Source organism: Pelagibius sp., from assembly GCF_965227505.1.
Taxonomy (GTDB): Bacteria; Pseudomonadota; Alphaproteobacteria; order Kiloniellales; family Kiloniellaceae; genus Pelagibius.
This window is the reverse complement of record NZ_OZ245757.1, coordinates 3,256,803-3,282,585: the sequence shown is the minus strand read 5'-3', so window position 1 is coordinate 3,282,585 and position 25,783 is coordinate 3,256,803. Positions and strand designations below refer to the sequence as shown.

General features: G+C 67.1%; 19 protein-coding genes and 1 pseudogene. 11 read left to right on the top strand and 9 right to left on the bottom strand.

Annotation, left to right across the window (positions count from 1 at the left end; genetic code table 11):
- Nucleotides 1-46 precede the first annotated feature (46 nt).
- Complete coding sequence (gene bdcA / locus ACO06P_RS15615) at nucleotides 47-760, top strand: SDR family oxidoreductase (RefSeq protein ID WP_420346158.1); 714 nt, start codon at nucleotides 47-49, stop codon at nucleotides 758-760.
- Nucleotides 761-991: 231 nt separating this feature from the next.
- Here the strand turns inward: bdcA and ACO06P_RS15610 are convergent, their stop codons facing one another.
- The 4 genes from ACO06P_RS15610 to ACO06P_RS15595 form a co-directional block, all read right to left on the bottom strand.
- The gene (locus ACO06P_RS15610; protein WP_420346157.1) at nucleotides 992-1,378 is read right to left on the bottom strand and encodes a cupin domain-containing protein; all 387 of its coding nucleotides are present in this window, start codon (nucleotides 1,376-1,378) and stop codon (nucleotides 992-994) included.
- 285 nt (nucleotides 1,379-1,663) lie between these two features.
- Entirely contained in the window at nucleotides 1,664-2,143 is a 480-nt protein-coding gene (infC, locus tag ACO06P_RS15605) for a translation initiation factor IF-3 (RefSeq protein WP_421938130.1), read from the bottom strand.
- Between the two features lie 232 nt (nucleotides 2,144-2,375).
- Entirely contained in the window at nucleotides 2,376-4,325 is a 1,950-nt protein-coding gene (gene thrS, locus ACO06P_RS15600; protein ID WP_420346156.1) for a threonine--tRNA ligase, read from the bottom strand.
- A 122-nt stretch (nucleotides 4,326-4,447) separates the two neighbouring features.
- Entirely contained in the window at nucleotides 4,448-5,656 is a 1,209-nt protein-coding gene (locus tag ACO06P_RS15595; RefSeq protein ID WP_420346155.1) for a glycosyltransferase family 4 protein, read from the bottom strand.
- 81 nt (nucleotides 5,657-5,737) lie between these two features.
- Here ACO06P_RS15595 and ACO06P_RS15590 point away from each other — a divergent pair, with 81 nt between their 5' ends.
- The gene (locus tag ACO06P_RS15590; RefSeq protein WP_421935124.1) at nucleotides 5,738-6,550 is read left to right on the top strand and encodes an alpha/beta fold hydrolase; all 813 of its coding nucleotides are present in this window, start codon (nucleotides 5,738-5,740) and stop codon (nucleotides 6,548-6,550) included.
- Nucleotides 6,551-6,559: 9 nt separating this feature from the next.
- On the opposite strand, the gene ACO06P_RS15585 is transcribed toward ACO06P_RS15590, so the two are convergent.
- The gene (locus tag ACO06P_RS15585) at nucleotides 6,560-7,465 is read right to left on the bottom strand and encodes an SDR family oxidoreductase (RefSeq protein ID WP_420346153.1); all 906 of its coding nucleotides are present in this window, start codon (nucleotides 7,463-7,465) and stop codon (nucleotides 6,560-6,562) included.
- 169 nt (nucleotides 7,466-7,634) lie between these two features.
- On the opposite strand from ACO06P_RS15585, the gene ACO06P_RS15580 reads away from it, so the two are divergent.
- Nucleotides 7,635-8,465, top strand: coding sequence for a hypothetical protein (locus ACO06P_RS15580; RefSeq protein ID WP_421938129.1), 831 nt, complete (start codon nucleotides 7,635-7,637; stop codon nucleotides 8,463-8,465).
- A gap of 209 nt (nucleotides 8,466-8,674) precedes the next feature.
- Here the strand turns inward: ACO06P_RS15580 and ACO06P_RS15575 are convergent, their stop codons facing one another.
- The 3 genes and pseudogenes from ACO06P_RS15575 to ACO06P_RS15565 form a co-directional block, all read right to left on the bottom strand.
- Nucleotides 8,675-9,343 carry a glutathione S-transferase family protein gene (locus ACO06P_RS15575; RefSeq protein WP_420346151.1) on the bottom strand — a complete coding sequence of 223 codons (669 nt, stop codon included), beginning with the start codon at nucleotides 9,341-9,343 and terminating at the stop codon, nucleotides 8,675-8,677.
- A gap of 146 nt (nucleotides 9,344-9,489) precedes the next feature.
- A pseudogene (gene gltB / locus ACO06P_RS15570) lies at nucleotides 9,490-14,051 on the bottom strand (glutamate synthase large subunit).
- A gap of 19 nt (nucleotides 14,052-14,070) precedes the next feature.
- A complete protein-coding gene (locus tag ACO06P_RS15565; protein ID WP_420346149.1) occupies nucleotides 14,071-15,513 on the bottom strand; it encodes an NAD(P)-dependent oxidoreductase in 1,443 nt (480 codons plus the stop codon).
- A 749-nt stretch (nucleotides 15,514-16,262) separates the two neighbouring features.
- Here ACO06P_RS15565 and ACO06P_RS15560 point away from each other — a divergent pair.
- Nucleotides 16,263-17,090 (top strand): undecaprenyl-diphosphate phosphatase, encoded by an 828-nt coding sequence (locus ACO06P_RS15560; protein ID WP_420346148.1) that lies wholly within the window; start codon nucleotides 16,263-16,265, stop codon nucleotides 17,088-17,090.
- A 37-nt stretch (nucleotides 17,091-17,127) separates the two neighbouring features.
- Here ACO06P_RS15560 and ACO06P_RS15555 read toward each other — a convergent pair whose 3' ends face one another.
- Nucleotides 17,128-18,078 (bottom strand): complex I NDUFA9 subunit family protein, encoded by a 951-nt coding sequence (locus ACO06P_RS15555; RefSeq protein ID WP_420346147.1) that lies wholly within the window; start codon nucleotides 18,076-18,078, stop codon nucleotides 17,128-17,130.
- Between the two features lie 390 nt (nucleotides 18,079-18,468).
- Here ACO06P_RS15555 and ACO06P_RS15550 point away from each other — a divergent pair, with 390 nt between their 5' ends.
- The 7 genes from ACO06P_RS15550 (at nucleotide 18,469) to hpf (ending at nucleotide 25,747) form a co-directional block, all read left to right on the top strand.
- Nucleotides 18,469-19,089 carry a ribonuclease D gene (locus ACO06P_RS15550; protein WP_420346146.1) on the top strand — a complete coding sequence of 207 codons (621 nt, stop codon included), beginning with the start codon at nucleotides 18,469-18,471 and terminating at the stop codon, nucleotides 19,087-19,089.
- A gap of 480 nt (nucleotides 19,090-19,569) precedes the next feature.
- Nucleotides 19,570-20,604 (top strand): KpsF/GutQ family sugar-phosphate isomerase, encoded by a 1,035-nt coding sequence (locus ACO06P_RS15545; protein ID WP_420346145.1) that lies wholly within the window; start codon nucleotides 19,570-19,572, stop codon nucleotides 20,602-20,604.
- A 14-nt stretch (nucleotides 20,605-20,618) separates the two neighbouring features.
- On the top strand, nucleotides 20,619-21,314 hold the full coding sequence (gene lptC, locus ACO06P_RS15540; protein WP_420346144.1) for an LPS export ABC transporter periplasmic protein LptC: 696 nt from the start codon (nucleotides 20,619-20,621) through the stop codon (nucleotides 21,312-21,314).
- A complete protein-coding gene (locus ACO06P_RS15535) occupies nucleotides 21,311-22,342 on the top strand; it encodes an LptA/OstA family protein (RefSeq protein ID WP_420346143.1) in 1,032 nt (343 codons plus the stop codon). The genes lptC and ACO06P_RS15535 overlap by 4 nt, the downstream gene beginning before the upstream one ends.
- A gap of 171 nt (nucleotides 22,343-22,513) precedes the next feature.
- Nucleotides 22,514-23,326: an LPS export ABC transporter ATP-binding protein gene (gene lptB, locus ACO06P_RS15530; protein WP_420346142.1), complete on the top strand. Its 813-nt coding sequence runs from the start codon at nucleotides 22,514-22,516 to the stop codon at nucleotides 23,324-23,326.
- A gap of 13 nt (nucleotides 23,327-23,339) precedes the next feature.
- Nucleotides 23,340-24,992: an RNA polymerase factor sigma-54 gene (gene rpoN, locus ACO06P_RS15525; protein WP_420346141.1), complete on the top strand. Its 1,653-nt coding sequence runs from the start codon at nucleotides 23,340-23,342 to the stop codon at nucleotides 24,990-24,992.
- A gap of 164 nt (nucleotides 24,993-25,156) precedes the next feature.
- A complete protein-coding gene (hpf, locus tag ACO06P_RS15520; RefSeq protein WP_420346140.1) occupies nucleotides 25,157-25,747 on the top strand; it encodes a ribosome hibernation-promoting factor, HPF/YfiA family in 591 nt (196 codons plus the stop codon).
- Nucleotides 25,748-25,783 lie beyond the last annotated feature (36 nt).

Below are 25,783 nucleotides of genomic sequence, written 5' to 3'. Positions count from 1 at the left end.
CAACGCTTTTCCAGCCAACCACAGCTTTTCCAAAAGGAGCCGCACCATGTCTTCACTTGAGAACAAGAAAGCCCTCGTCCTCGGCGGCAGCCGGGGGATCGGCGCCGCCATCGTCGAACGCCTCGCCAAGGACGGCGCCGAGACGGTTTTCACCTACGCCGGATCGGCCGAGGCCGCCGCGACCCTGGCCGAGAAGACCGGGGCAAAGGCCACCCAGAGCGACTCGGCGGACCGCGAAGCGGTCGCCCGGGTGATCGACGACCAGGGCGCCCTGGACATCCTGGTCGTCAACGCCGGTGTCGCGGTGCTGGGCCACGCCCTGGAAAACGACCCCGACGCCGTCGACCGCATGATCGACGTCAATGTGCGCAGCCCCTACCACGCCGCCGTGGAAGCGGCCCGCAAGATGAAGGACGGCGGGCGCATCGTGGTGATCGGGTCGGTGAACGGCGACCGCATGCCCTTTCCCGGCGGTGCGGCCTATGCCCTCACGAAATCGGCGGTGCAGGGTCTGGTGCGGGGTCTCGCCCGCGACTTCGGCGACCGCGGCATCACCGTGAACTCGGTTCAGCCCGGCCCCGTCAATACCGACATGAACCCGGCCGACGGCCCGATGAAGGAAACGATGCACTCCTTCCTGGCCATCAAGCGCCACGCCGAACCGGCAGAAATCGCCGGCCTGGTGGCCTACCTCGTGGGGCCGGAAGCCGCCTACGTCACCGGCGCCCAGCACACGATTGACGGCGGTTTCGGCGCCTGACGCTTGAAGCGGCAGCGATCCGTCGCATGCACCACCCCCACCCCATCCCTCCCCCATAAAGGGGGGGGATAGGAGTTGGCCCCGCTTCTTGCTGGTCAGCCAAGGCGTCGCCAAAGACGCTCATGCGGGTGACTTGAAAAATCCCCTCCCCCCTTGATGGGGGGAGGTCGGGAGGGGGGTGACAACCGTTCCGCTGCTTGCGGCCAGCCATCGGGCAGGCAGGAAAGCGGCTTAACCTGCCAGGGCGCCGCCGTCGGCGATCTGCCGGTCGACCGGTTTGGTCTTCTCCGTCACGATGTCGCCGGTATGCCGGGTGGTTACGGTTTCGACCAGGGCGATCCAGCATTCCTCCGCCGCCACCGGGTTATGCATGCGGCCCTTGGGCACGATATGCATGTCGCCCTCTTCCAGGGTCACCGCGCCGTCCTCGTACTGGATGACAAGGCGGCCTTTCAGCACCAGGAAGAGCTCGTCCTCCGCATCGTGCTTGTGCCAGGCCAGCTCACCCTTCACCTTGGCGACCTTGACGAACTGGTCGTTGACCCGGCCGACCACGCGGGGCGACCAGAGCTCCTCCACGCCGTCGAGCTGCGTTTTCAGGTTGACCACGGGGTTCATCGGCAGTCTCGCTTCTCTTCTGCGGTGCGGCTGTTGATCTGCGGCGGTCCACTGCGATCGGCGCGGACCGCAACCGTCACACTCTGCGCAGGACCCGGCTTTCTGGCCGGCCCCTTCCTTGGAGAAACATCGGGGGCCCTAGAGAAACAGCGGGGGAACGGTCCCCCGCGCGGCTAGCGCGGCTTCATGCCCCCCGCGCCGCTAACGCGGCTCCATGACCCCCGCGCCGCTAACGCGGCTCCATGACCCCCGCGCCGCTAGCGCGGCGCCATGACCCCCGCGCCGCTAGCGCGGCGCCATGACCATCGTCATCTGGCGGCCTTCGAGCTTGGGGAACTGCTCGACCTTGGCGGTCGGCTCCATCTCCTCGCGGACCCGGTCCAGCACCTGCTTGCCGATTTCCTGATGCACCATTTCCCGGCCGCGGAAGCGCATGGTCACCTTGACCTTGTCGCCTTCGCCGATGAAGCGGTGGATCGAGCGCATCTTCACCTCGTAGTCGTGGGTGTCGATGTTGGGCCGCATCTTGATTTCTTTGACATCGATGGTCTTCTGCTTCTTGCGGGCCTCGTTCTTCTTCTTCTGGGCCTCATAGCGGAAGCGGCCGTAGTCGAGGATCTTGCAGACCGGCGGGTCCGCATTGGGCGAGACCTCAAGAAGGTCCAGCCCGACATCCTGCGCCCGGCGCAGCGCATCTGCGGTGGGAACGATCCCGACCTGTTCGCCGTTCTCGTCGACCAGCCGGACCTGTGCCGACGTGATCATGTCATTCACGCGCGGACCGTCGCGGGACGGCGCGCTGTCAAAGGGTGGGCGTGCTATTGCTTAAGCTCCTCGTTTCCATCCATAGCTGGCTAACCACTCAATCGGGATCTGAAATCCGCCCCGCCATGGTTGGCGGCGGCTTCCCCTCCTCGGCGGGCAGGCTTCTTCGCGGGCCCTTCGGCCAGCGTCCCGGATCTCGCACAAGCGCCCGGAGCGACCGGCCATTTCACGATCAGGCCTCTGGCGTCTCGGCGCCCGGGCCTGCCGCTTCCGCCATGATCCTAGCCGCTGCATCGTCAAGCGCAAGGATCTCTTGCGCTTTGCTGCCCAGGCGGCGCAGGGCGACCTTGCCTTCCTCGGCCTCGCGGCGCCCGACAACGGCGATCACCGGGACCTTGGCCAGGGAGTGCTCGCGCACCTTATAATTGATTTTCTCGTTGCGCAGATCCGCTTCGACCCGCAGGCCCTGGGCCGCCAGGCGGTCCCGGACCGCCGCCGCGTAGTCGTTGGCGTCCGAGGTGATGGTCGCAACCACCACCTGCACCGGCGCCAGCCAGAGCGGGAAACGGCCGGCAAACTGCTCGATCAGGATCGCCAGGAACCGCTCGAAGGAGCCGAGAATGGCCCGGTGCAGCATGACCGGGCGGTGCTTCTCGCCGTCCTCGCCGACGTAGCTGGCGCCGAGGCGCTCCGGCAGCACGAAGTCGACCTGGAAGGTGCCGCACTGCCAGTCGCGCCCGATGGCATCGCGCAGCACGAACTCCAGCTTGGGGCCGTAGAAGGCGCCTTCGCCCGGGTTCAGGCTGTACTCGAGGCCGGCCTCGCGGACCGCGTCCAGCAGCGCCGCCTCCGCCTTGTCCCAGGTGGCGTCGTCGCCGGCGCGCACCGGCGGCCGGTCGGAGAACTTCACCACCACCTCGTCGAAGCCGAAATCGCGGTAGATGCTCTGCAGCAGGTCGCAGAAGATCACCGTTTCGCTGTTGATCTGCTCCGGCGTTGCGAAGATGTGGGCGTCGTCCTGGGTGAAGGCGCGCACCCGCATCAGCCCGTGCAGGGCGCCGGAAGGCTCGTTGCGGTGGCAGGCGCCGAATTCCGCCATGCGCAGCGGCAGGTCGCGGTAGCTGGTGATGCCCTGCTTGAAGATCTGCACGTGCCCCGGGCAGTTCATCGGCTTCACCGCCAGGGAGCGGTCCTCGGACTCAGCGATGAACATGTGCTCGTGGAACTTGTCCCAGTGGCCCGAGGCCTCCCAGAGCGCGCGGTCGATGAGCTGCGGGGTCTTCACCTCGAGGTAGCCCGCCTCGTCCAGCCGCCGGCGCATGTAGTCCTCGACGGTGCGGTAGAGGGCCCAGCCCTTGGGGTGCCAGAACACCGAGCCCACGGCCTCCTCCTGCAGGTGGAAGAGGTTCATCTCGCGGCCCAGGCGCCGGTGGTCGCGCTTCTCGGCCTCCTCGACCATGGTGAGGTAGGCCTTGAGCTGCTTTTCCGTCTCCCAGCAGGTGCCGTAGACGCGCTGCAGCTGTTCGTTGCGCGCATCGCCGCGCCAGTAAGCGCCGGAGACCTTGGTCAGCTTGAAGGCGTGGCCCAGCTTCTTGGTGGAGGGCAGGTGCGGGCCGGTGCAGAGGTCGAGCCAGTCGCCCTGGCGGTAGATGGAGATCTCCGCATCGCGGGGCAGCGTCTCGATGTGCTCGGCCTTGTACTTCTCGCCTTTCTCCATGAAGAGGCGGATGGCGTCGTCGCGGTCCCAGATTTCCCGGGTGATGGTCTCGTCGCGGTCGACGATCTCGTGCATGCGCTGCTCGATGGCCGCCAGATCCTCCGGCGTGAAGGGCGTGGCCCGGGCAAAGTCGTAGTAGAAGCCGTTTTCGATGGCGGGACCGAAGGTCACCTGGGTGTCCGGATAGAGCTCCTGCGCGGCTTCGGCCAGCACATGGGCGCAGTCGTGGCGCAACAGTTCCAGGCTGTCTTCATGGCCGGGGGTGACGATCTCCACCGCCGCATCGCCGCCGATGGGCGCTGTCAGATCCTTCAGCACCCCGTCGACCTTGATCGCCAGGGCCGCCTTGGCGAGGCCCGGACCGATGCTGGCCGCCACCTCGGCGCCGGTCACCGGCCCGTCGAAGGTCTTGGCGGAGCCGTCCGGCAGGGTGATCGAGATCTGTTTTTCTTGGGTCAGGTCCATGCGTCGGCCAAGGCAGGTTCAAGGGTGCAGTCCGCGCGCGGCAGGGCGCGCCGCCCTTCAGCCCCTGCAGGCAGTTGCGGGGGCCGAAAGCGGCGGCAACTCTAGAAGGATTCCAATGCCTGTCAAGGATGCGCCCCGGGCGCCCAGGCGCCGGACCGCAGCACCTCTTTGTAGACCGCGAGGGTCTTGGCGCACATCTGGTCCTTGGAGAAATGCTGGCGGACGCGGGCGATGGCGGCGCTGTGAAGCAGCGCGCGCTCGTCCCGCGTCAGGCCGAGCGCCTTGCGCAGCGTATCGGCGAGGGCGGCGGCATCGCCGGAGGGAAAGAGAAAGCCGGTCTGCCCGGGCAGGATCTGCTCGCGCGCGCCGCCGTGGTCGCTGGCGACAACCGGGCGGCCGAGCGCCTGGGCCTCGCCGATCACACGGCCGAAGCCCTCCGGGTCGGTGGAGGCGGAGACCACCACGTCGGAGAGCATGTAGGCCGCGGGCATGTCCTTGCACTCATCGAGCAGGGAGACCTTGCCCTCCAGGCCATGCCGGGAGATCAGGCCCTCCAGCTCCCGGCGGTAGGCGGTGCGGCCCTGGTCGGAGCCGACGAAGACGCAGCGGTAGTCGATGTCGCGCAGGTGGCTGAGGGCCTCCAGAAGGACCGCCTGGCCCTTCCAGCGGGTCAGCCGGCCCGGCATCAGGATCAGCGGCAGGCCGTCCGGCAGGCGCCAGCGGGTGGAGAGCTGGATCATGCGCTCCGCGCTCACCCGGTCGGGATCGAAGCGCGCCAGATCGACGCCGCGCGGGATGACGCGCAGCTTTTTCGGGTCGACCTTGTAGTGCTCGCGCACATGCTGGGCGATGAACTCGGAAATCGCGATCACGCGCTCGCCCTCCGCCATGATCGCGTTGTAGCGCTTCTTCAGCGCGTTGGAGAAGTTGTAGGGCGCATGAAAGGTGGTGACGAAATGGCAGCCGCTGCGGCGCGCGGCGGCATGCGCCGACCAGGCCGGCGCCCGCGAGCGGGCGTGCAGCAGATCGACGCCGTAGCTTTCGACCGCCCGCTGCAGGCGGGTCACGTTGCGGCGCATGACCAGCGGATTTTTCGAGGCGAGGGGCATTTTCAGATGCAGCGCGCCGAGGCGCTTCAGGTCATGTTCCATCGGCCCGCCTTCGGAAGCGACGATGGCCGTTCCGCCCTCGGCGATGATGGCGCCGGCGATGTCGACGGTGCCGCGCTCCGCGCCGCCGGTGACCAGCGCCGGCACGACCTGCATCACCACCGGACCTTTGCTGGCCGGCGCGCTTTCGACGCGGGTGGTCGCGGTGCTAGTCTCGGACATGCTCATGGCGCCGGGCGATTCCCGTAACCCCCGCCGCAGGCCAGGGGGGCCGGTTGCGCAACAATGAAGCTGAAAGACACCATGTCGAATCCCGAATCGCCCGCCGGACCGGCACCGCAGATCCTAACCTGCGATGACGGGACCGTCCTCGCCTATTACAAGACGGAGACGGGAAAAGCCAGCGCCGAGGAAGGCCCCGCGCTCCCGGGTCTGGTCTTCCTCGGCGGCTTCATGTCCGACATGACCGGCACCAAGGCCGTGACCCTGGAAGCCTTCGCGCAGGCCCGGGGCCTCGGCTTCCTGCGCTTCGACTATCGCGGCCACGGCGCCTCCCCCGGCCGTTTCGAGGACGGCACCATCGGCGGCTGGCTGGCCGACACCCTGGCGGTCCTCGACGGGCTCACGGAGGGCCCGCAGATCCTGATCGGCTCGTCCATGGGCGGTTGGATCGCGATGCTGGCGGCGCTGGCACGGCCGCAGCGGGTCGCCGGTCTGCTCGGCATCGCCGCCGCGCCCGACTTCACCGAGTACCTGATCCAGGCCCGCACCACCGACGCGCTGCGTGCGCAGATGGCGCGGGATGGCTATGTGCTCTATCCCTCGGCCTACAGCGAGGAGCCTTACGTCATCACCATGCGGCTGATCGAGGAGGCGCGCGAACACCTGCTGCTGGACAAACCGATCCCGCTCACCTGCCCGGTGCGCCTTGTCCAGGGTATGAAGGACCCCGACGTGCCCTGGCAGACGACGCTAAAGCTCTGCGAAGCGCTGGAGAGCGAAGACGTCGAACTGACCCTGGTGAAGAACGCCGGCCACCGGTTGTCGGAGCCCGAAGAACTGGCGCTGATTCAAAGAACCCTCGCGGCCTTGATCGAGCGCTGCCGTCCGCGCTGACGAAGACCTTCAGTGGCCGTCGGCCAGCAGCGCGTCGAGCCCGGCCTTGTAGGTCGGGTAGCGCAGATCGACGCCCAGTTCCTCGTGCAGGCGGCGGTTGGAGACGCGCTTGTTGTCCGACCAGAAGCTAAGGCCCATGGGCGAGAGGCCGGCTTCCTCCAGGGGCACCAGGGGCGGCGGCTCGACCCCCAGGAGGCTGCAGGCATAGGCCGTGACCTCGGCGGGCGAAGCCGGACCATCGTCGCAGACGTTGTAGACGCGCCCCGGATTGGGCCGCGCGATGGAGGCCTGCAGCACGCTGGCGATGTCGTCCACATGGATGCGGCTGAAGACCTGGCCGGGGCGGTCGATGCGCTTGGCTTTCCCCGCGCGCACCGTGTCGAGCATGGAACGGCCGGGACCGTAGATGCCGGCAAGGCGGAAGATGTGGACCAGCAGGCGGTTTTCGCGCCAGGCCGACAGCCAGGCCTCTTCTGCCTGAACACGCCGGCGGCTGCGCGCGGCACTGGGGTGGAGGTCGGAGTCCTCGTCGACCCAGCCACCGTCTCGGGTGCCGTAGACGCCGGTGGTGGAGAGATAGCCGACCCACTGCAGGGCTTCGGCCCCGGCCAGCGCGGCGCCGTAGCAGTCGATGACCGGGTCGCCCTGCTCGTCGGGGGCAATGCTGCTGAGCAAATGCGTCGCACCCGCCAGGGCCGCAGCCGGAATCTCCCGCGGCCGCTCCCGGTCGAAGGGAAAGACCTCGATGCCTTCGGCGGCCAGCGCCGCCATCTTGTCGTCAGACCGGGTCGTCCCGGCGACGGCCCAGCCGTCCGCCATCACCCGCCGCGCCAGGGCGAGGGCGCTGAACCCCAGGCCGAAGCAGAACAGGCGCGGCGCGGCAGCACCGTTGGCGGCGTGCTGGGCTTCGGTCATCGGCTTCGATCCTTCTGCGGCATGGCGGTTTGCGTTGGCACGGCTACTCTCGGCAACGCCGCGGTCTGCGGCGACAAGGCGGTTTTCGCGGCCGCGGTTCTTGCCTAAGTTGGCGGCCCCGGCCGCCGGATGCTCAAGCTCCGGCGACAGCAACGATATAGGAAGCGCCGTGACGGCAGAAAAGCACAGGCATGCCGGACAGGAAACGCTGCGGGCCCAACGGCGGACCCCGATGGCGTTGCTGCTGTGGCTGGGTCTTGCGTGCGCAACCTTGCCGGCATGGGTACAGAGCCACGCCTGGGCCCAGAGCGACGATCAGGAGCAGGCCGCCCGCTACGGCGCCTGCATGGATCTGGTGTCCCTGGACCCGGACCAGGCGCTGGAGCAGGCCCAGACCTGGGCCGACCTCGGCGGAGGCGACCCGGCCCGCCACTGCGCGGCGGTGGCGCTGCTCCGGCTCGGCCACTATGCAGCGGCGGGGGAGGAGCTGGAAACGCTCGCCTCCAGCCTGGAGCAGTCCTTCGCGTTTCTGCAGATCCCGATCCTGATCCAGGCCGGCCAGGCCTGGTTCCTGGCGGAAAACCTGGAGCGCGCCCACGCGGTCCAGTCGATCGCCCTGGCGCGGGAACCCAACAACGTCGAACTGCTGGTCGACCGCTCCATGACCGCCGCGGCGGCCGGCGACTTCGCGGCGGCCCTGTCCGATATCGACCGCGCCCAGGCCAACGCCCCGCAGCGCGCCGACATCCTGGTGCTGCGGGCCAGCGCCCACCGCTACCTCGACCAGCCGGCCCGGGCCCTGGCCGACGTGGAGCGCGCCCTGGCGCTCGACCCGCGCAATGCCGAGGGCTATCTGGAGCGCGGCAACCTGCGGCGCCTGGCCGGCGACGACGCCGGCGCCCGGAGCGACTGGATCGAAGCCGCCAACCTGGCGCCGGAAAGCGCAACGGCCGCCGCCGCCCAGGCCAACATCGCCAAGCTCGACCTGAAGGTGGAGTAGAGGTGGCCAAAGCGCCGCGCGGGGCATTCCCCCTCACCCTCCCGCTTCGCGGGGCCCTCCCTCTCCCACGGAGGGGAGAGGGTGACCAAACTGGCGACGGCTTGTGATCCCTCTCCCCTGGTGGGAGAGGGTTGCGCAGGCTTGGTGAGCATGGCGAACCTAGCCGAAGCTGGGTGAGGGGGAATGCCCCGGGCTGCCCCTAAACCTCCCTAAAAATCCAGGTCGGCGTAGTGCTTGGGGGGGCGGGCGCCGGAGATGTGGTCGGCCAGGATGGCGCGGAAGCTGGGGCGCGACTTGATGCGGGCGTACCAGTCCTTGGCGCCGGCATGACGGGTCCAGGGAACGTCGCCCAGGTAGTCGACGGCGGAGATCTGACAGGCCGCGGCGATGTCGGCGCGGGAGAAGAAGTCCCCGGCCAGCCAGCGCCTGCGGTCGCAGAGCCAGCCGATGTACTCCAGGTGATAGTGAATGTTGGCGAGGCCGGCGCGGATGGCGGCGGAGTTGGGCGTGCCCAGCCCGAGGAAGCGCTTCATGATCTTCTCTTCGACCAGGTTCACCGTCACCTCGCGGTGGAACTTCTCGGCGAACCAGCTTTCCAGGCGGCGCACCTCCGCTCGGTCCAGCGAGTCCGTGCCCAGCAGGGTCGGCTCGGGATAGGCTTCCTCCAGGTACTCGGCGATCACAGTCGCCCCGGGAATCGCCGTGCCGTCCTCGTCGATGAAAACCGGCACCTGGCCGGCCGGGTTCATGTGCAGGAAGACCTCGCGCCGCTCCCACACCTTTTCGGTCCTCAGCTCACAGTCGATGCCCTTTTCCGCCAGCATGACGCGGACGGCCCGGCAAGCGGGGTCGATGGCGAGGTGATAGAGCTGGCGCATGGCCGCGGACTATAGGGTCTAGACCCACAGGTGAACAGGCGCGTTTGGGGGCAAAAAGGGGGACACGGCTGCATCAGCCCGCGCACCACCACCGGACGCTGCAGCCGGCTGCGGCGCAGAGGGGCGCTGCGCCGCCCTCTTTGGGATCAGGCGCGCTGCGCCTCCGCAGCTTCCGCCGCCGCGCGGGTGACCGGATGGGCGAGGCGGTGCACCATCTCCTTGGGCACGACCTGCCAGAAACGGCCCTTCACATGCTGCCAGTCCACCAGAAGCTGCTGGGCAAAGGCCGACTGGGTCTCGCGCCAGTGCTCGGAGATCAGCTCCCGCAGGCCGTTTTCCCAGTAATCGGTCTCGATCCGCTGGTAGATTACGGACTCCGCGTTGATGCGCTCCGGCAACAAGTCGTCGACGTCGTAGATGAAGGCCATGCCGCCGGACATGCCCGCAGCGAAGTTGGCCCCGACGGAGCCCAGGATCACCGCGACACCGCCGGTCATGTACTCGCAGCCGTTGGAGCCGCAGCCCTCCACCACCGCAACGGCGGCCGAGTTACGGACACAAAACCGCTCGCCGGCCTGGCCGGCGGCGTAGAGATTGCCGCCGGTGGCGCCATAGAGCACCGTGTTGCCGATGATGGTGTTCTCGTTGCTCGCCAGACGGCTGGAGGTGAGCGGGCGCACCACGATGGTGCCGCCGGACAGCCCCTTGCCGACGTAGTCATTGGCGTCGCCGAAGACCTCCAGCTTCAGGCCCTGCACCGCAAAGGCGCCGAGCGACTGGCCCGCCGAGCCGCGCAGCCGCACGGTGACGTGGCCGGCGTCCAGCCCGGTCATGCCGAACTGGCGGGTGATCATGGCCGAGAGCTTGGTACCGATGGCGCGGTGCGTGTTGCGGATCGAGTACTGCAACTGCATCTTCTCGCCGTCCTTGAACAGCGGCTCCGCATCCTCGATGATCTGCGCGTCCAGGGTCTCCGGCACCTCGTTGCGGCCCTCGAGCGTGCAATAGGTCGGATCGTCGCCGGCATCGGCGCGCACCAGCAGCGGGTTCAGGTCAAGATCGTCCAGATGGGCGGCGCCGCGGCTGACCTGCATCAGCAGGTCGCTCCGCCCGATGATCTCGTTCAGGCTGCGCACGCCCAGCTGCGCCAGGATCTCGCGCACCTCCTCGGCGATGAAGCTGAAGAGGTTCACCACCTTTTCCGGCGTCCCTGTGAACTTCTTGCGCAGCGCCTCGTCCTGAACGCAGACGCCCACCGGGCAGGTGTTGGAGTGGCACTGCCGCACCATGATGCAGCCCATCGCCACCAGCGAGGCGGTGCCGACGCCGAACTCCTCGGCCCCCAGCATGGCGGCGATCACCACGTCGCGGCCGGTCTTGATGCCGCCGTCGGTGCGCAGGGTGATGTTGTGGCGCAGGCGGTTCAGGGTCAGCACCTGGCTCACCTCCGAAAGCCCCATCTCCCAGGGTACGCCGGCGAACTTGATCGACGTCTGTGGCGAGGCGCCGGTGCCGCCTGTGTTGCCGGAAATCAGGATCACGTCGGCCTTGGCCTTGGCGACACCCGCCGCAATCGTGCCGATGCCCGAGCGCGCCACCAGTTTCACGCAGACCTTGGCATCCGGATTGATCTGCTTCAGGTCGTAGATCAGCTGCGCCAGGTCCTCGATGGAATAGATGTCGTGGTGCGGCGGCGGCGAGATCAGCATCACCCCCGGCGTCGAGTGGCGCAGCTTGGCGATCATCTCGGTCACCTTGAAGCCGGGCAGCTGGCCGCCTTCGCCGGGCTTGGCGCCCTGGGCCACCTTGATCTCGATTTCGCGGCACTGGTTCAGGTACTGCGCGGTGACGCCGAAGCGCCCGGAGGCGACCTGCTTGATGGCCGAGTTCTCGTTGTCGCCGTTGGCGTGCGGGGTGAAGCGCGCCGGGTCCTCGCCGCCCTCGCCCGAATCCGACTTCGCGCCGATGCGGTTCATGGCGATGTTGAGGGTGCCGTGCGCTTCCGGCGAGAGTGCGCCCAGGGACATGCCCGGCGTGACGAAGCGCTTGCGGATCGCGGTGATCGACTCGACCTCTTCGATCGGAACCGGCTCGACGCCGGCCACCTTGAAGTCGAGAAGGTCGCGCAGGTTGCTCGGCGGCTGGCTGTGCACACCGTCGGAGAACTTGCGGTAGGTGGTGTAGGAGTCCGTCGCCACCGCGTGCTGCAGGGTGTGGATCAGGCCCGCCTCCCAGGCGTGGCTTTCGCCGCCGCGGCGGTAGCGGAAGAAACCGCCCACCGGCAGCGCCAGGAAGTCCTCGGTCCAGGCGCGCTGATGGAGGTCCAGGACCTTCTGCTGGATACCGGTCAGGCCGATGCCGGACAGCCGGCTGGGCATGGACATGAAGTACTCGTCCACCAGGGTCCGCGAGAGGCCCACCGCCTCGAAATTGCAGCCGCCGCGGTAGGAGGAGATCACCGCAATGCCCATCTTGGACATGATCTTCAGGAGGCCGTCATCAACCGCCTTGATGTAGCGCTGCACGCAGTCCTCCAGGGGGCGATCCCCAAAGAGGCCGCGGCGGTGGCGCTCGGCATGGACTCCTGCGCCAGATAGGCATTCACCGCGGTGGCGCCGACACCGATCAGCACGGCGAAATAGTGCACGTCCAGGCACTCGCCGGCGCGCACGTTCAGCGACACGAAGGTCCGCAGCTTCTGCTTCACAAGATGGCTGTGCACGGCGCCGGTGGCCAGGATCATCGGAATGGCGGCGCGCCCGGCGGAGACAGCCTCGTCGCTGAGGATGACGTGCTCGCAGCCTTCGCGGACGGCGTTCTCCGCCTCCAGGCGGATGCGGTCGAGGGCTTCGCCCAGGGCCGCTTCGCCACCATCGGCCGGAAAGGTGCAGTCGATGGAGGCAGCCGTATCGCCCATGTGCACCAGCAGGGCGTCGAACTCCGCGTTGGAGAGCACCGGCGATTCCAACTGCAGCAGGCGCAGTTGCGCCTCGTCCTCGTCCAGGATGTTGCCGAGGTTGCCCAGACGCGTCTTCAAGGTCATCACCCGGCGTTCGCGTAAGGAATCGATCGGCGGATTGGTGACCTGACTGAAGTTCTGGCGGAAGAAGTGGTGCATGCCGCGGTAACGGCTGGAGAGCACGGCCAGCGGCGTATCGTCGCCCATGGATCCAATCGCCTCTTTCGCGTCATCCACCATGGGGTGGAGGATCAGCTCAAGGTCCTCCATCGTGAGACCGTAGGTGAGCTGGCGCCGGCGCAGGGCCTCGCCCTCCCAACGGACCGGCTCGCCGTGGTCCGGCCGCAGCAGGTCATCGATGGAGGTGACGTTGGCGATCCACTCGCCGAAGGGCTTCTGTTCGGCGAGATGGGCCTTGATCTCGCCGTCGTGGTACAGCCGGCCCTCGTGCAGGTCGACGGCGATCATCTGGCCGGGGCCGAGCCGGCCCTTTTCGACGATGCGCTGTTCGTCGATGCGCACCATGCCGGTTTCCGAGCCGGCAAACAGCAGGCCGTCGTTGGTGATGGTGTAGCGCATGGGCCTGAGGCCGTTGCGGTCCATCCCGGCCACCGCCCAGCGGCCGCCGAAGCCGCAGACCGCCGCCGGACCGTCCCAGGGCTCCATCACCGCGTTGCAGTAGCTGTAGAGATCGCGATGGGCCTGCGGCATGGAGGGGTCCTGCCCCCAGGCCTCGGGGATCAGCATGGTCTTCACCATGGGCAGGTGGCGCCCGGCGCGCACCATCAGCTCGGCCACCGCGTCCAGCGCCGCGGAGTCCGAGGAGCCCGCGGCGATCACCGGCTTCAGGTCTTCCACGTGGTCGGCAAAGGTCTCGGAGGCCATGCGGCACTCATGCGCCTGCATCCAGTTGACGTTGCCCTTCAGGGTGTTGATCTCGCCGTTGTGGGCGAAGATGCGGAAGGGTTGGGCCAGCCGCCAGGTCGGGAAGGTGTTGGTCGAATAGCGCTGATGGAAGATGACGAAGTTGGAGGCGAAGCGCTCGTCCAGAAGGTCCGGGTAGAAAGACGAGAGCTGTTCGGCCAGGAACATGCCCTTGTAGATGACCGAGCGGCAGGAGAGCGAGCAGATGTAGAAGTCCTGGATCGACTCCTCCTCCGCGGCCTTTTCGATGCGCCGGCGGATGATGTAGAGATCGATTTCGAACTGAGGGTTCGACACGCCGCGCGTGTTGGCGATCATCACCTGTTCGATCTCGGGCCGGGTGGCGTTGGCCTTTTCGCCGACGATCTCCGTGTTCACCGGCACCTGGCGCCAGCCGTAGATGGTGTAACCGAAGTTCAGGATCTCGCGCTCCACCAGCACGCGGCAGCGCTCCTGCGCGCCGAAATCGGTGCGCGGCAGAAAGACCATGCCGACCGCCAGGGTCGCGTCGCCGGGCTCATGTCCGGTGCCTTCCACGTGCTCGCGGAAGAAGTCCTGCGGGATCTGCAGATGGATGCCGGCGCCGTCGCCGGTCTTACCGTCGGCGTCCACGGCACCGCGGTGCCAGACCGCTTTCAGGGCTTCGATGCCGGCTTCCACGACCTCGCGGCGCGGCTTGCCGTCGATGGAGGCGACCAGCCCGACGCCGCAGGCGTCGTGTTCGTCGGCCGGATCATAGAGGCCGTCGCGGGCCAGCGTTTGCGCCGTGTCGCGCCAGGTGGCGATCCGGGCAGCGGCATCTTTCCGCGATGTCTTCCTTGTCATGCGTCTCGCTCCCCGGAAATCACTCGGCCGCGACTGCGGCGGCTTCGGCCTTGGCCTGAAGATGGCGGTGGATCTGTTCGGCGGCGTCGCGCCCGTCGCGCACGGCCCAGACCACCAGAGAGGCGCCGCGCACGATATCCCCGGCGGCGAAGACGCCGTCCAGATTGGTCATCATGGTGGCGAAATCGGTCTTCACGGTGCCCCAGCGGGTGACGTCCAGCCCCGGCGTATCGAAGAGTTGCGGCAGGTCTTCCGGATCGAAGCCGAGCGCCTTGATCACCATGTCCGCTTCCATCGTGAAACTGGAGTTCTCCAGGATCTGCGGCGTCTGGCGGCCGGTGGCATCGGGCATGCCGAGGTGGACGCGCTGGGCGCGCACGGCTTCGACCTTGCAGTCGCCGAGAAAGGCTTCCGGCGCCGAGAGCCAGACGAACTCAACCCCTTCCTCCTCGGCGTTGGCGACCTCGCGCTGGGAGCCCGGCATGTTCCTGCGGTCGCGCCGGTAGAGGCAGCGCACCGACTTGGCGCCCTGGCGCACGGCGGTGCGCACGCAGTCCATGGCGGTGTCGCCGCCGCCGATCACCACCACTGCCTTGCCGGCGGCGTTGAGCGTACCGTCGTCGAAGGCCGGCACGGCATCGCCCAGGCCCTTGCGGTTGGAGGCGGTGAGGAAGTCCATGGCGGCGAAAACGTTGTCGAGCCCGACCCCCGGCACCTTGATGTCACGCGCCTTGTAAACACCGGTGGCGATCAGCACCGCATCGTGGCGTTCGCGCAGTTCGGCAAAGCCGAGGGCGCCGCCGACATCGCTGTTCAGATGGAACTGCACGCCGCCGCGGGTCAGCAGGTCGCTGCGCTTCTCGACGACCTCCTTCTCCAGCTTGAAATTCGGAATGCCGTAGATCATGAGGCCGCCGACGCGGTCGTAGCGGTCGTAGACATGGGCCTGATAGCCCTTGCGGCGCAGCTCCTCGGCGGCGGCCATGCCGGCGGGACCGGCGCCGATGATGCCGATCGACTGCGGACGCTCCTGCGGCGGTTTCACCGGCTCGACCCAGCCCTCCTCCCAGGCGGTGTCGGTGATGTACTTCTCGACCGAGCCGATGGTGACCGTCCCGTGGCCGGCCTGCTCGATCACGCAGTTGCCTTCGCAGAGCCGGTCCTGCGGGCAGATGCGCCCGCAGATCTCAGGGAAGTTGTTGGTCGCCTGCGACATCTCGTAGGCCTCGCGCAGCCGCCCTTCGGCGGTCAGCATCAGCCAATCCGGGATGTTGTTGTGCAGCGGACAGTGGACCTGGCAGAAGGGCACGCCGCATTGGGAGCAGCGGCTGGCCTGGGCCTTGGCCGCAATGGGGTCGTATTCCTCGTAGATCTCGCCGAAATCCGCCCGGCGCGTATCGACGCTGCGCTTCTCCGGCATGGCGCGCTCAAGGTCGACGAATTTCAGCATCTTATTGGTCATCGTCTCCTACCCCAAATCTCTGCACGTCCTTGGCGGCGTCCCGCACTCTGCGGAACCCGCCGGCTCATGTTCTTGTTGGCATTGGCCGTCCTGCGGCCGTCCTGCGCCTGGGCCCTCAAGCCCCTTACCGCAACGGCACACCCCATCCGCAGCGCAGCACCTCTCAAAGAGCGGGCCCCGAAGACCAGGATGGCGGCGGCTCAGCGCCCTTTGTGGAGCCCGTCTATAGACGAACCCGCCCCGCCGGGCGAGCAAAAACAACAAAGTATGTCAATATTACTGACATAAATACCCAATCCGCGGGAAACTGTCACGGAACTTTCGCATTGGATCGCGGAAGCGCCGGTAAATTTAGTCCTGAAACGGTACCAAAATTCAATCTGTGGCCTCGGCTGGTGGGCAAACTCCAGGCTGTGAGCCGCCTTGGGGGAGTGCTATAAGCCCGCCCGTCGCGCCGCCGTCCGGCGCGATTCGGCTGACCGGACCGGCGGAAACCCCGCCGCCCTTGACCCGCCGCCCTTGAAATGAACGCCTTTAAGGCGCCCCTCTCTGCAGTGGCGGGGCGAAACCGGCAAAGAGGTGCGTGATGACAGGCGCCGCGCGGGAAATTCACCTCCGCTTAACCCTGTTGAAACCGGTCTTGGGCTCATTCTCCAGGACTCAGCCCTGCAGCGGTCAGGCCGCCGGCAGGATCCTACGCCGGCCTTTGCCCTGGCCTTTGTTTTGGCCCTTATCCTGAAGGAACCCCGTTGCCCCTGCTCCACATCGTCATCCTGGCCATCATTCAGGGCATCACGGAGTTTCTGCCGATTTCCTCGTCAGGCCATCTCGTGCTCGCCTGGCACGGCTTCGACAGCCTGAACCTGGACGGCATCGAGGAGTCGGCAGGGGACCGGCTGACCCTGGACATCGCCGTTCATGTCGGCACTCTGCTGGCGGTCTGCGTCTACGTCCGGCGGGACCTCTGGCAGATCGGCGGCGGCATGGCCCGCCTGGCCATCGGGCGCTGGACCCCCGCCGGGCGCCTCGGCGTTCTGATCGTTCTCGGCAGCCTGCCGCTGATCGCCGTGGGCGGCCTGTTCATGGACCAGATCTCCCAGCACCTGCGCAGCACTGCGGTGATCGGCTGGGCGACGCTCGGTTTCGGCTTGCTGCTCTATGCCGCCGACCGCAGCGCCATGACCCTGCGCCGGCTCGATCACATGACCGTCCGGGCCGGGCTGATCATCGGGTTCGCGCAGGTGCTGGCGCTCATTCCCGGCACCAGCCGCTCCGGCATCACCATGACAGCGGCGCGCTTTCTGGGTTTCGAGCGGGTCGAGGCCGCGCGCTTCTCGCTGCTGCTGGCGATCCCGGCCATCCTGGGCGCCGGCGCGCTGGCCGGCCTGGAGCTCTACGAGAGCGGCGATCTGCTGCTGGGCTTCGAGGCCCTGGTCGGCGGGGCGGTGGCCTTCGTGGTGGCCCTGATTTCCATCCTGCTGATGGTCGGCTGGCTGCGCCGGGCCTCCTTCACGCCCTTCGTGGTCTACCGGATCGTGCTCGGCGCCGGACTGCTCTGGTGGGTCTACGGAACCTGACGCGGACACCCCGCCGGAGTGACAACCAAGATAGCGGTCAGGGACGGGCGCCCTGCGAAAACCGCCCGCCGCGGCGGTACTTGTCGAGATAGGTGGGGATGATGGTCTCCACCGCGGTCGGCTCGATCCCCAGGTCCCGCAGGGTGAGGGCGCCCTCGCCCACCACGTTGTCGCTGCGCAGCAAGGTCACCTGATCGCGGGTCAGCGGCGGCTCCGGCAAGAGTTCCAGAAAGCGCGCCTGCAGCCGCGCCAGGCCGAAGGGCAGGGTGACCAGCGCGCGCCGCCGCCCGGTGGTTTCCATCAACAGTTCCAGCAGCGCCTTGAAGGTGTAGGCCTTGGGGCCGCCCAGTTCGTAGGTCTTGCCGCGGCAGGCCGGGTCCTTCAGCGCCAGGGCGACGGCACGCGCCACGTCGCCGACGTAGACCGGCTGAAACCGGGTCAGTCCGCCGCCGACAAGCGGCAGGGCCGGCGCAATGCGCGACATCTCGGCGAAACGGTTGAAGAAGCCGTCTTCCGGCCCGAACACCACGCTGGGCCTGAGGATCGTCGCCTGCGGAAAGGCGGCCAGAACCGCGGCCTCCCCCGCGCCTTTGGTGCGGGCATAGTCCGCCTCGGCCGCAGGATCGGCGCCGATTGCAGAGACCTGCACCAGCCCCTTGAGGCCCGCGGCCGCAGCCTGCTCGGCAATGACCTTGGGGCCGTCGACGTGCACCGCCTGAAAGCGCTGGCGCCCTTTCTCGAAGAGCAGACCGATCAGGTTCACCGCCGCATCGGCTCCATGCAGGGCGGCGGCAACCGCCTCGGGCTCCTGCACCGGCACGGCAAGCGGCGTGATCTGGCCGATATCCCCGAGCGGCTTCAGAAAGGCCGCCCGGGCGGGATGGCGTACGGCCACGCGGATCTGCCAGCCGTCCTGGGCCAGATGTTGGACGACGTAGCGGCCGAGAAAGCCGGACCCGCCGAAGACCGTAACGATACCGCTGCTCATATCGGTTGCCCCCAAATCTCACCGCTGCCGCCGCTCCCCGGGCGATCCGCCGTCTGCGGTCGCGGCATGAGCGCGGCCGGCGGAACGCGGTCTGCACCGGCCCCGCAAAGCGGATATATACAAAGCCCCCGGGTAAGTTGACAGCCTCAATTCACCGCCTATCTTGGGCGTTCGGCCTGCCGCGCGGCTGCGCCGAAGCAGGACCCTGAATCTGCGCGCCCGGAGGCGTTCGGAGCGCCGGCCGGGGAGCCGACCGGGAAGCCAGGCAGAAAGCCGGGACCTGTAGCGCCAAGGCAGAACAAAGACCCAAGAGCACAACCAAGGCGCAAGACAGGCAAGACGCAAGACAGGAAAGACGCAAGACAGGAAAGAGGGGGGCCGCAGGGGACCGTGCCAAATCCGGAAATCCATCTCCATCGCGGCGACCTGCCGGACGGAATCACCTTCGACGGCTCCGTGGCCGTCGACAGCGAGACCATGGGCTTGACCCTGGCCCGCGACCGGCTCTGCCTGATCCAGCTTTCCGGCGGCGACGGCGTCTGTCATCTGGTTCAGTTCGCCAAGGGCGCCTACGACGCCCCCAATCTGAAAGCCCTGCTGGCGGACCCGCAGGTGACCAAGCTGTTCCACTTCGCCCGCTTCGATGTGGCGGTCATCCGGCAGTACCTGGGGGTGGACTGCCGACCGATCTACTGCACGAAGATCGCCTCCAAGCTGGTGCGGACCTATACCGACCGCCACGGGCTGAAGGATCTCTGCCGCGAACTGATCGGGGTCGAGATCTCCAAACAGCAGCAGTCCTCCGACTGGGGCGCCGGGGAACTGAGCCAGGACCAGCTGGCCTATGCCGCCTCCGACGTCTTGTATCTGCACCAACTGAAGACCAAGTTGGACGGCATGTTGGAGCGCGAGGGGCGTCAGGCCCTGGCGGAGGCCTGCTTCCGCTTTCTGCCGACCCGGGCGGAGCTGGATCTGGCGGGCTGGGGCGAAATCGACATTCTGGCTCACTAAGGCAGCCGCACGGGCAGGGCCACACGGGAAGGGCCACACGGGAAGGGCCGCACGGGAAGGGTGGCGGCCGTGACGGGAGCGTCCCTGTGGCGCAGCCCGGGATGATTCGGCCACCCGGGAGGTCTGGTAGAAGCCGGAAAGGAGTGCTATCCCTTCGATTCAGGCGAATCGGCAACGCCGCGCCGAACATCGGGCGGGGGCGTTTCGTCGAGACGCAAGGAAGGGATGTTGCGCAGCGCCGCGGCGTATGAGTTGGCGGGCGGGGCCGGCAGTACGACCGGCAGCAACGACCGGCAGGCGGCCCGCGACAAGGCCTTCATCGGTCTGCCACCTTGCGGGGGCCCCGGTGATCGCAGTGCGCCCGTGTTGCGCAGGGCGTATGCGCGGCCCGCATCGGTCCACGGGACCGGAGGGCGGCACCCCGGTGCCGGAAGTCGACAGGGGGTCGGCGGCTGAATGTTGGCAGCTAGAAGTGAAGACATGAAAGCACAAGCAAGTACCTGTCCCGCAGAAAACCTCGATGACGTGGAGAGCGCCGGCGTGAAGAGTCCCGATCTGGCGGTGGCGGCGCGGGTGCTTTCCGTGGAAGCCGAGGCGCTCAACACCCTCGCCCGCAGCCTGGACGGCCGCTTCATCGAGGCCATCGAGCGCCTTGCCGCCGTCAAGGGCCGGGTGGTGGTCACGGGAATGGGCAAGAGCGGCCACATCGCCCGCAAGATCACGGCCACCCTGGCCTCGACCGGCACCCCGGCCCAGTTCGTCCATCCCGGGGAAGCCAGCCACGGCGACCTGGGTATGATCACCGCCGAAGACGCGGTGATCGCCTTGTCGAACTCCGGCAATACGCTGGAACTGAGCGACATCGTCACCTACGCCAAGCGCTTCTCGATCCCGATGATCGCCATCACCGCGAAGGCGGAGAGCGCGCTGGCCGAGGCGGCCGACGTGCCGCTGATCCTGCCGGCGGCGCCGGAGGCCTGCCCCATGGGGCTGGCGCCGACCACCTCGACCACCATGATGCTGGCCCTGGGCGATGCCCTGGCGGTGGCTCTGCTGGACCGCAAGGGCTTCTCCGCCAGCGACTTCAGGCTGCTGCATCCGGGCGGCACCCTCGGCAAACGGCTGCTGCGCGTCAGCGATCTGATGCACGGGCGCGAAGCCCTGCCGCTCTGCTCGCCCGACACTGTGATGTCGGAAGCGATCCTCGTCATGACCGAGGGCCACTTCGGCTGCGTCGGCATTGTCGACGAGGCCGGGCGCCTGACCGGCATCATCACCGACGGCGACCTGCGGCGCCACATGGACAACGGGCTGCTGAGCTGTCAGGCAAGAGACGTCATGACCGCCGCGCCGCGGACCATCCGCGCCTCCGCCCTGGCGGCCGAGGCTGTGGCCCTCATGAACACCAGCAACCCGCCCTTCCTCTGCGTCTTCGTCGTTGACGAGGAGGTCTCCCCGGATGTGCCGGTCGGTATCCTTCACATGCACGACTGCCTGCGCGCAGGCGTGGCCTGAGCGCAGGGACGGCCATGGCAGAGGCGGCAATCGATACCATCGGCGGGGCCAAGCAGGCTTCCTCCGGCACAGCCGAAGGCGGCGCAGAGCAACCGCCGCGCCTTTCCGGACGCAACAGCTACAGCCTCTTCGTCACATCGATGAAGCTGCTGCTGCCGGCCCTGGCGACCGGCTTGGTCCTGCTGGTGATCGCCTGGCCGCAGATCATTCCCGACCAGCGCAGCCTGGGCCTCGACTTCTCCAAGATCGCCGAGGAGCAGGCCAAGACCCTCAGCATGCTGAACGCGCACTACAGCGGGGTCGACGAAAACAATCAGCCCTTCAACGTCATTGCGGACATGGCCAACCAGGCGCCGGACAACGAAGACGTGGTCGAACTGCAGCACCCCCGCGCCAACATCAAGACCACGGAGGGCGCCGTTGTCGCCCTCTCCGCACGGACCGGTCACTACAACCGGGAGGTCGAAGTCCTCGACCTGAACGGGACCGTACACCTGACTCACGACAAAGGCTTCGAGATCACCACAGAAACCGCCCGCGTCGACCTGAACGACGGCAGCGCCGCCGGCGACACCGCGGTCAGCGGCCAGGGGCCGGCGGGCGAGCTGCAGTCCGAAGGCTTTATCTTGAGAGAACGGGGACAGATCATCATCTTTACCGGCAAGAGCCGCATGCTGATCTACCCCGATGCCGAAGAGAGCCTGAGATGACCACCGCCGCGCAGAAGCCAGGCCCTTTGGGCAGATCCGCCATCCTGACCGCTGCCTGCGTCGTGGCCGCGTTCCTCGCGGTGGCCTTGCCTCTGCAGCCGCAGACCGCGGCGGCACAGGCGATCGGCAACCTCCAGGAAAGCGACGAGCCGCTGGAGATCAATGCCGAGGACGGGATCGAGTGGAACCGCAACGACAAGACCTATATCGCCAGGGGCAACGCCCGCGCGGCCAGCGGCGACGTCGAGGTGCTGGCCGAGGTCCTGACCGCCTATTACCGCGACTCTGCGGAGGGCGACAGCGAGATCTTTCTTCTGGAGGCCACCGGCAACGTCGAAATCCGCTCGCCGGAGGGGACCGTCTACGGCGACAAAGGCCAGTACGACATCGAGAAGCAGGTATTCGTCATGACCGGCGAGGATCTGCGCCTGGAAGGCCAGAAGGACCGGCTCACCGCCCGCGACAGCCTGGAGTATTGGGAGGCCAAGCAGCAGGCCGTGGCCCGCGGTGACGCCCGCGCCTATCACGAAGACAAGCAGATTCGCGCCGACGTTCTGACCGCCAACTTCGTCGAGAACGCGCAGAACGAAATGGAAGTCCGGCGCATCGACGCCAAAGGCAACGTCGAGATCCTGACCGCAAAGGAGTACGTGCGCGGCAGCGAGGGAACCTATTTCGTCGACAGGGAACTGGCGACGCTGACCGGCGACGTGAAGATCACCCAGGGCGAAAACCAGCTCGACGGCAAGTATGCCGAGGTCAACATGGCTACCGGCGTCAGCAAGCTGCTGGGGGCGCCGCCGGGCAGCAGTCAGCAGAGCGGACGGGTCTCGGCCATCGTGCTGCCCAAGTCCAAGCCGCAGGAGGAAGAGCCGGACGCGGAGAACGCAGGCGAAGAGAGCCTCGACGCGGCCCCGGCCCCCGAGAGCGGCGTAGCGGACGATGCCGCAGAGGGCAATGGCGCAGGGGCCAATGGCGCGGGCGACAGTGGTACGGGGGGCAGTGTTACGGGGGGCAGCGGCTCCTGAGTGCGTGCAGGCCCGCCCTCCCGCCTTCGGCTTCTGCCTCTGGGACGTGCTGCTACTTTATGGCCGTGCTACTTTAGGACTGTCCTGCCTGCGGCCGGCCACTGCGGCCTTGGTGACGCGGCGAACTTGGTGTAACAGGAATGCGATGGGTCGTTTAGGGGGAAAATCCTGGTGAGTGCTTCGAGCGGAGGACCGCAGCCGGACCCGCAGCAGCCTGACCGCCCGGCGGGCACTGCGGAAGGGCCGCGTCTGGTCGCGGACAACGCCGGCCTGATGGCCGTCAACATCGGCAAGAGCTTCAAGAAGCGCCCGGTTCTGCGCGGCGTGAGCCTGGCCCTGCAGCGGGGCGAGGCGGTCGGACTGCTGGGGCCCAACGGCGCCGGCAAAACCACCTGCTTCTACATCGTTACCGGACTGATCGCGCCGGACTACGGCTGGGTCACCTTTGACGGCCATGACATCACCGACATGCCGATGTACCGCCGCGCGCGCCTGGGCATCGGCTACCTGCCGCAGGAAGCGTCGATCTTTCGCGGCCTCACGGTGGAGCAGAACATCCGCGGCGTGCTGGAGGTTATCGAACCGGAGCGCGAGAAGCGCGAGGTGGCGCTGGAGAACCTGCTCGCCGAGTTCTCCATCACCCATCTGCGGCGCACGCCCGCGGTAGCGTTGTCCGGCGGCGAGCGACGGCGCGTCGAGATCGCGCGCGCGCTGGCGTCGCAGCCCAGCTTCATCCTGCTCGACGAGCCGCTCGCCGGGATCGATCCTATCGCCGTCGGCGACATCCGCGATCTCGTCTCCCACCTCAAGGACCGCGGCATCGGTGTGCTGATCACCGATCACAACGTCCGCGAAACCCTGGACATCGTCGACCGCGCCTACATCATTCACGACGGTGTGGTACTGATGGAGGGTGAACCGGACGCCATCGTGGCCCACGAGGACGTCCGCCGCGTTTACCTGGGCGAAAGGTTTAGCCTCTAAAAGGTTAAGCAGTATGGCGGCGACTCAAAGATTGGAACTGCGCCAGCGCCAATCTCTGGTCATGACGCCGCAGTTGCAGCAGGCCATCAAGCTGTTGCAGCTTTCCAACCTGGAACTGGCGGCCGAAGTTGACAGAGAGATCGAGCAGAACCCTCTGCTTGAACGCGAGGACGGCAGCAGCGATGCCCTGCTGGAACCACCGGCGGTGGACCAGCAGGAGGCCGGACTCGACCCATCACTCGACCCATCACTCGATTCTGGGCTCGAGACTCCTTTCACCGCATCGGAGGCGGCCGGCGATACGGCCGCGAGCGGCAGCGGCGAAGGCGACCACGACAGCGGCCTGAACGAAACCGCGTTGCTGGAGAGCGCCGGCGGCGACAGCCTGGACCGGGCCAACGCCGAGCAGTTGCCTGCCAAGGGTGACGACCCGCTGGACACCGACTACGAGAACGTCTTCACCCACGGGGCCTCCTGGGAAAGCGGCGGCGAAGACGCTGCCTTTTCCAACCGCGGTCTGGGCAGCGCGCGCGGCGACGACTACGACTTTTCGCTGGAGCAAAGACTCTCCGACGAGGTGAGCCTGCGCCAGCATCTTTCCGATCAGCTGATGCTGGAGGTTGCCGATCCCTCGGAACGCGCCATCGGCGCCGCGCTGATCGACCTGCTCGACGACAACGGGTACCTGTCCGCCGATCTGGGCGACCTTGCCGAGACGCTCGGCTGCCCCGAGTCCGCCATTGAGGCGACTCTCCTGAAACTGCAGCGCTTCGAGCCGAGCGGCATCTTCGCCCGATCCCTGGCGGAATGCCTGGCGCTGCAGCTTCAGGAGCGCGATCGCTACGACCCGGCGATGCAGGCGCTGGTCGAGAACCTGGAGCTTCTGGCCAAGGGCGACCTGGCGCGTCTGAAAAAGCTCTGCGGGGTCGACCAGGAAGACCTGGCCGACATGATCGGGGAAATCAAAGCCCTCGACCCCCGCCCGGCGCTGACCTTCGACGGCGCCGTGGCCCAGCCTGTCATTCCCGACGTGCTGCTGCGTCCGGACCGCAAGGGCGGCTGGGTGGTGGAGCTCAACGCCGAAACCCTGCCCCGGGTCCTGGTGAACGCCGACTACTACGCCCACGTCAACACCCAGGTCCGATCCAAGAAGGAGCGGGAATACCTCAGCGAGCGCCTGCAGTCCGCCAATTGGCTGGTGAAAGCCCTCCACCAGCGCGCCACCACGATTCTCAAGGTCTCGACCGAGATCGTGCGCCAGCAGGACGCGTTCTTCCAGAAGGGCGTGGAGCATATGAAGCCCCTGACCCTGCGGGATATCGCCGCGGCGATCGAGATGCATGAATCAACCGTAAGTCGGGTGACCTCCAACAAATACATCGCCACCCCGCGCGGCACCTTCGAACTGAAGTACTTCTTCACCGCGTCCATCGCCGGGGCTGACGGCACCGCCCACTCCGCCGAAGCGGTGCGACACCGCATCAAGCTTCTGATCGAAGGGGAAAGCCGCAAGAAGATCCTCTCCGACGACACCATCGTCGAACTGCTGCGCAAGGACGGGGTCGATATCGCCAGGCGCACGGTCGCCAAGTACCGCGAGGCCATGCGAATTCCGTCCTCGGTGCAGCGGCGGCGTGAGAAATCGGCCAGCGTTAACCAATCTTAACCTGTTGATTCGCCATGCCGGCGACCCGATATCTAGGCTTCGGCGAGCGGGTCGTGCGGGCCTATTGACAGCCGTCGGGCCCGTCTCTATGTTGCGCCCGCCCTGAGGAAAGGGCTATGTTATGCGGGTGGTGAGCCACCTCGTTACAATCCACAAAAGTGATCATGCAGCTCTCTGTTAAGGGCCAGCAGCTTGACGTCGGTGACGCGCTGCGCACGCACGTTGATGAAAGCCTTTCCCGCATTCTCGACAAGTACTTCGGGGATGCGATCGACTGTGCGGTGACGCTGTCCCGCGAGGCGCATCTGTATCGCGCGGTTGTATCGGCCCACGTGGGGCGCGGCATAAAGCTGGAAGCGCAGGGCGAGGCCAACGAGCCTTATCCGGCCTTCGATGCGGCGGCGGAGCGTCTTTCGACACGGCTGCGCCGCTACAAGCGCCGCCTGCGCGACCACAACAACAAGGTTGCGAGCGCCGACGGTGCGCCGCTGCCGGCCCAGCAGTACATTCTGGCCGGCGACAACGATGAAGAGACCGATGAAGACAGCGGCGGCGACAATCAACCCATTGTTGTTGCGGAGATGGCAACGGAGATTCCTGCGCTGACGGTCAGCGAGGCTGTGATGCACATGGATCTTGGCAATCTTCCGGCAATGATGTTTCGCAACTCGGCGCACGGCGGCCTGAACATGGTCTACCGGCGCAGCGACGGCAATATCGGCTGGATCGATCCCCGCGGAAACCGCAAAGAGTGAGCCCGCAAGGGCCAGTCTGCGGGGCGATCAGGCAAG

Coding starts and splice junctions, on each gene's coding strand:
- rpoN (WP_420346141.1), top strand. CDS start 23,340: ATGGCGGCGACTCAAAGATTGGAACTGCGCCAGCGCCAATCTCTGGTC.
- ACO06P_RS15595 (WP_420346155.1), bottom strand. CDS start 5,656: ATGTCCGAGACTAGCACCGCGACCACCCGCGTCGAAAGCGCGCCGGCC.
- lptC (WP_420346144.1), top strand. CDS start 20,619: ATGGCAGAGGCGGCAATCGATACCATCGGCGGGGCCAAGCAGGCTTCC.
- ACO06P_RS15590 (WP_421935124.1), top strand. CDS start 5,738: ATGTCGAATCCCGAATCGCCCGCCGGACCGGCACCGCAGATCCTAACC.
- thrS (WP_420346156.1), bottom strand. CDS start 4,325: ATGGACCTGACCCAAGAAAAACAGATCTCGATCACCCTGCCGGACGGC.
- ACO06P_RS15585 (WP_420346153.1), bottom strand. CDS start 7,465: ATGACCGAAGCCCAGCACGCCGCCAACGGTGCTGCCGCGCCGCGCCTG.
- ACO06P_RS15575 (WP_420346151.1), bottom strand. CDS start 9,343: ATGCGCCAGCTCTATCACCTCGCCATCGACCCCGCTTGCCGGGCCGTC.
- bdcA (WP_420346158.1), top strand. CDS start 47: ATGTCTTCACTTGAGAACAAGAAAGCCCTCGTCCTCGGCGGCAGCCGG.
- ACO06P_RS15610 (WP_420346157.1), bottom strand. CDS start 1,378: ATGAACCCCGTGGTCAACCTGAAAACGCAGCTCGACGGCGTGGAGGAG.
- infC (WP_421938130.1), bottom strand. CDS start 2,143: ATGATCACGTCGGCACAGGTCCGGCTGGTCGACGAGAACGGCGAACAG.
- ACO06P_RS15565 (WP_420346149.1), bottom strand. CDS start 15,513: ATGACCAATAAGATGCTGAAATTCGTCGACCTTGAGCGCGCCATGCCG.
- ACO06P_RS15545 (WP_420346145.1), top strand. CDS start 19,570: ATGAAAGCACAAGCAAGTACCTGTCCCGCAGAAAACCTCGATGACGTG.
- hpf (WP_420346140.1), top strand. CDS start 25,157: ATGCAGCTCTCTGTTAAGGGCCAGCAGCTTGACGTCGGTGACGCGCTG.
- ACO06P_RS15555 (WP_420346147.1), bottom strand. CDS start 18,078: ATGAGCAGCGGTATCGTTACGGTCTTCGGCGGGTCCGGCTTTCTCGGC.
- ACO06P_RS15535 (WP_420346143.1), top strand. CDS start 21,311: ATGACCACCGCCGCGCAGAAGCCAGGCCCTTTGGGCAGATCCGCCATC.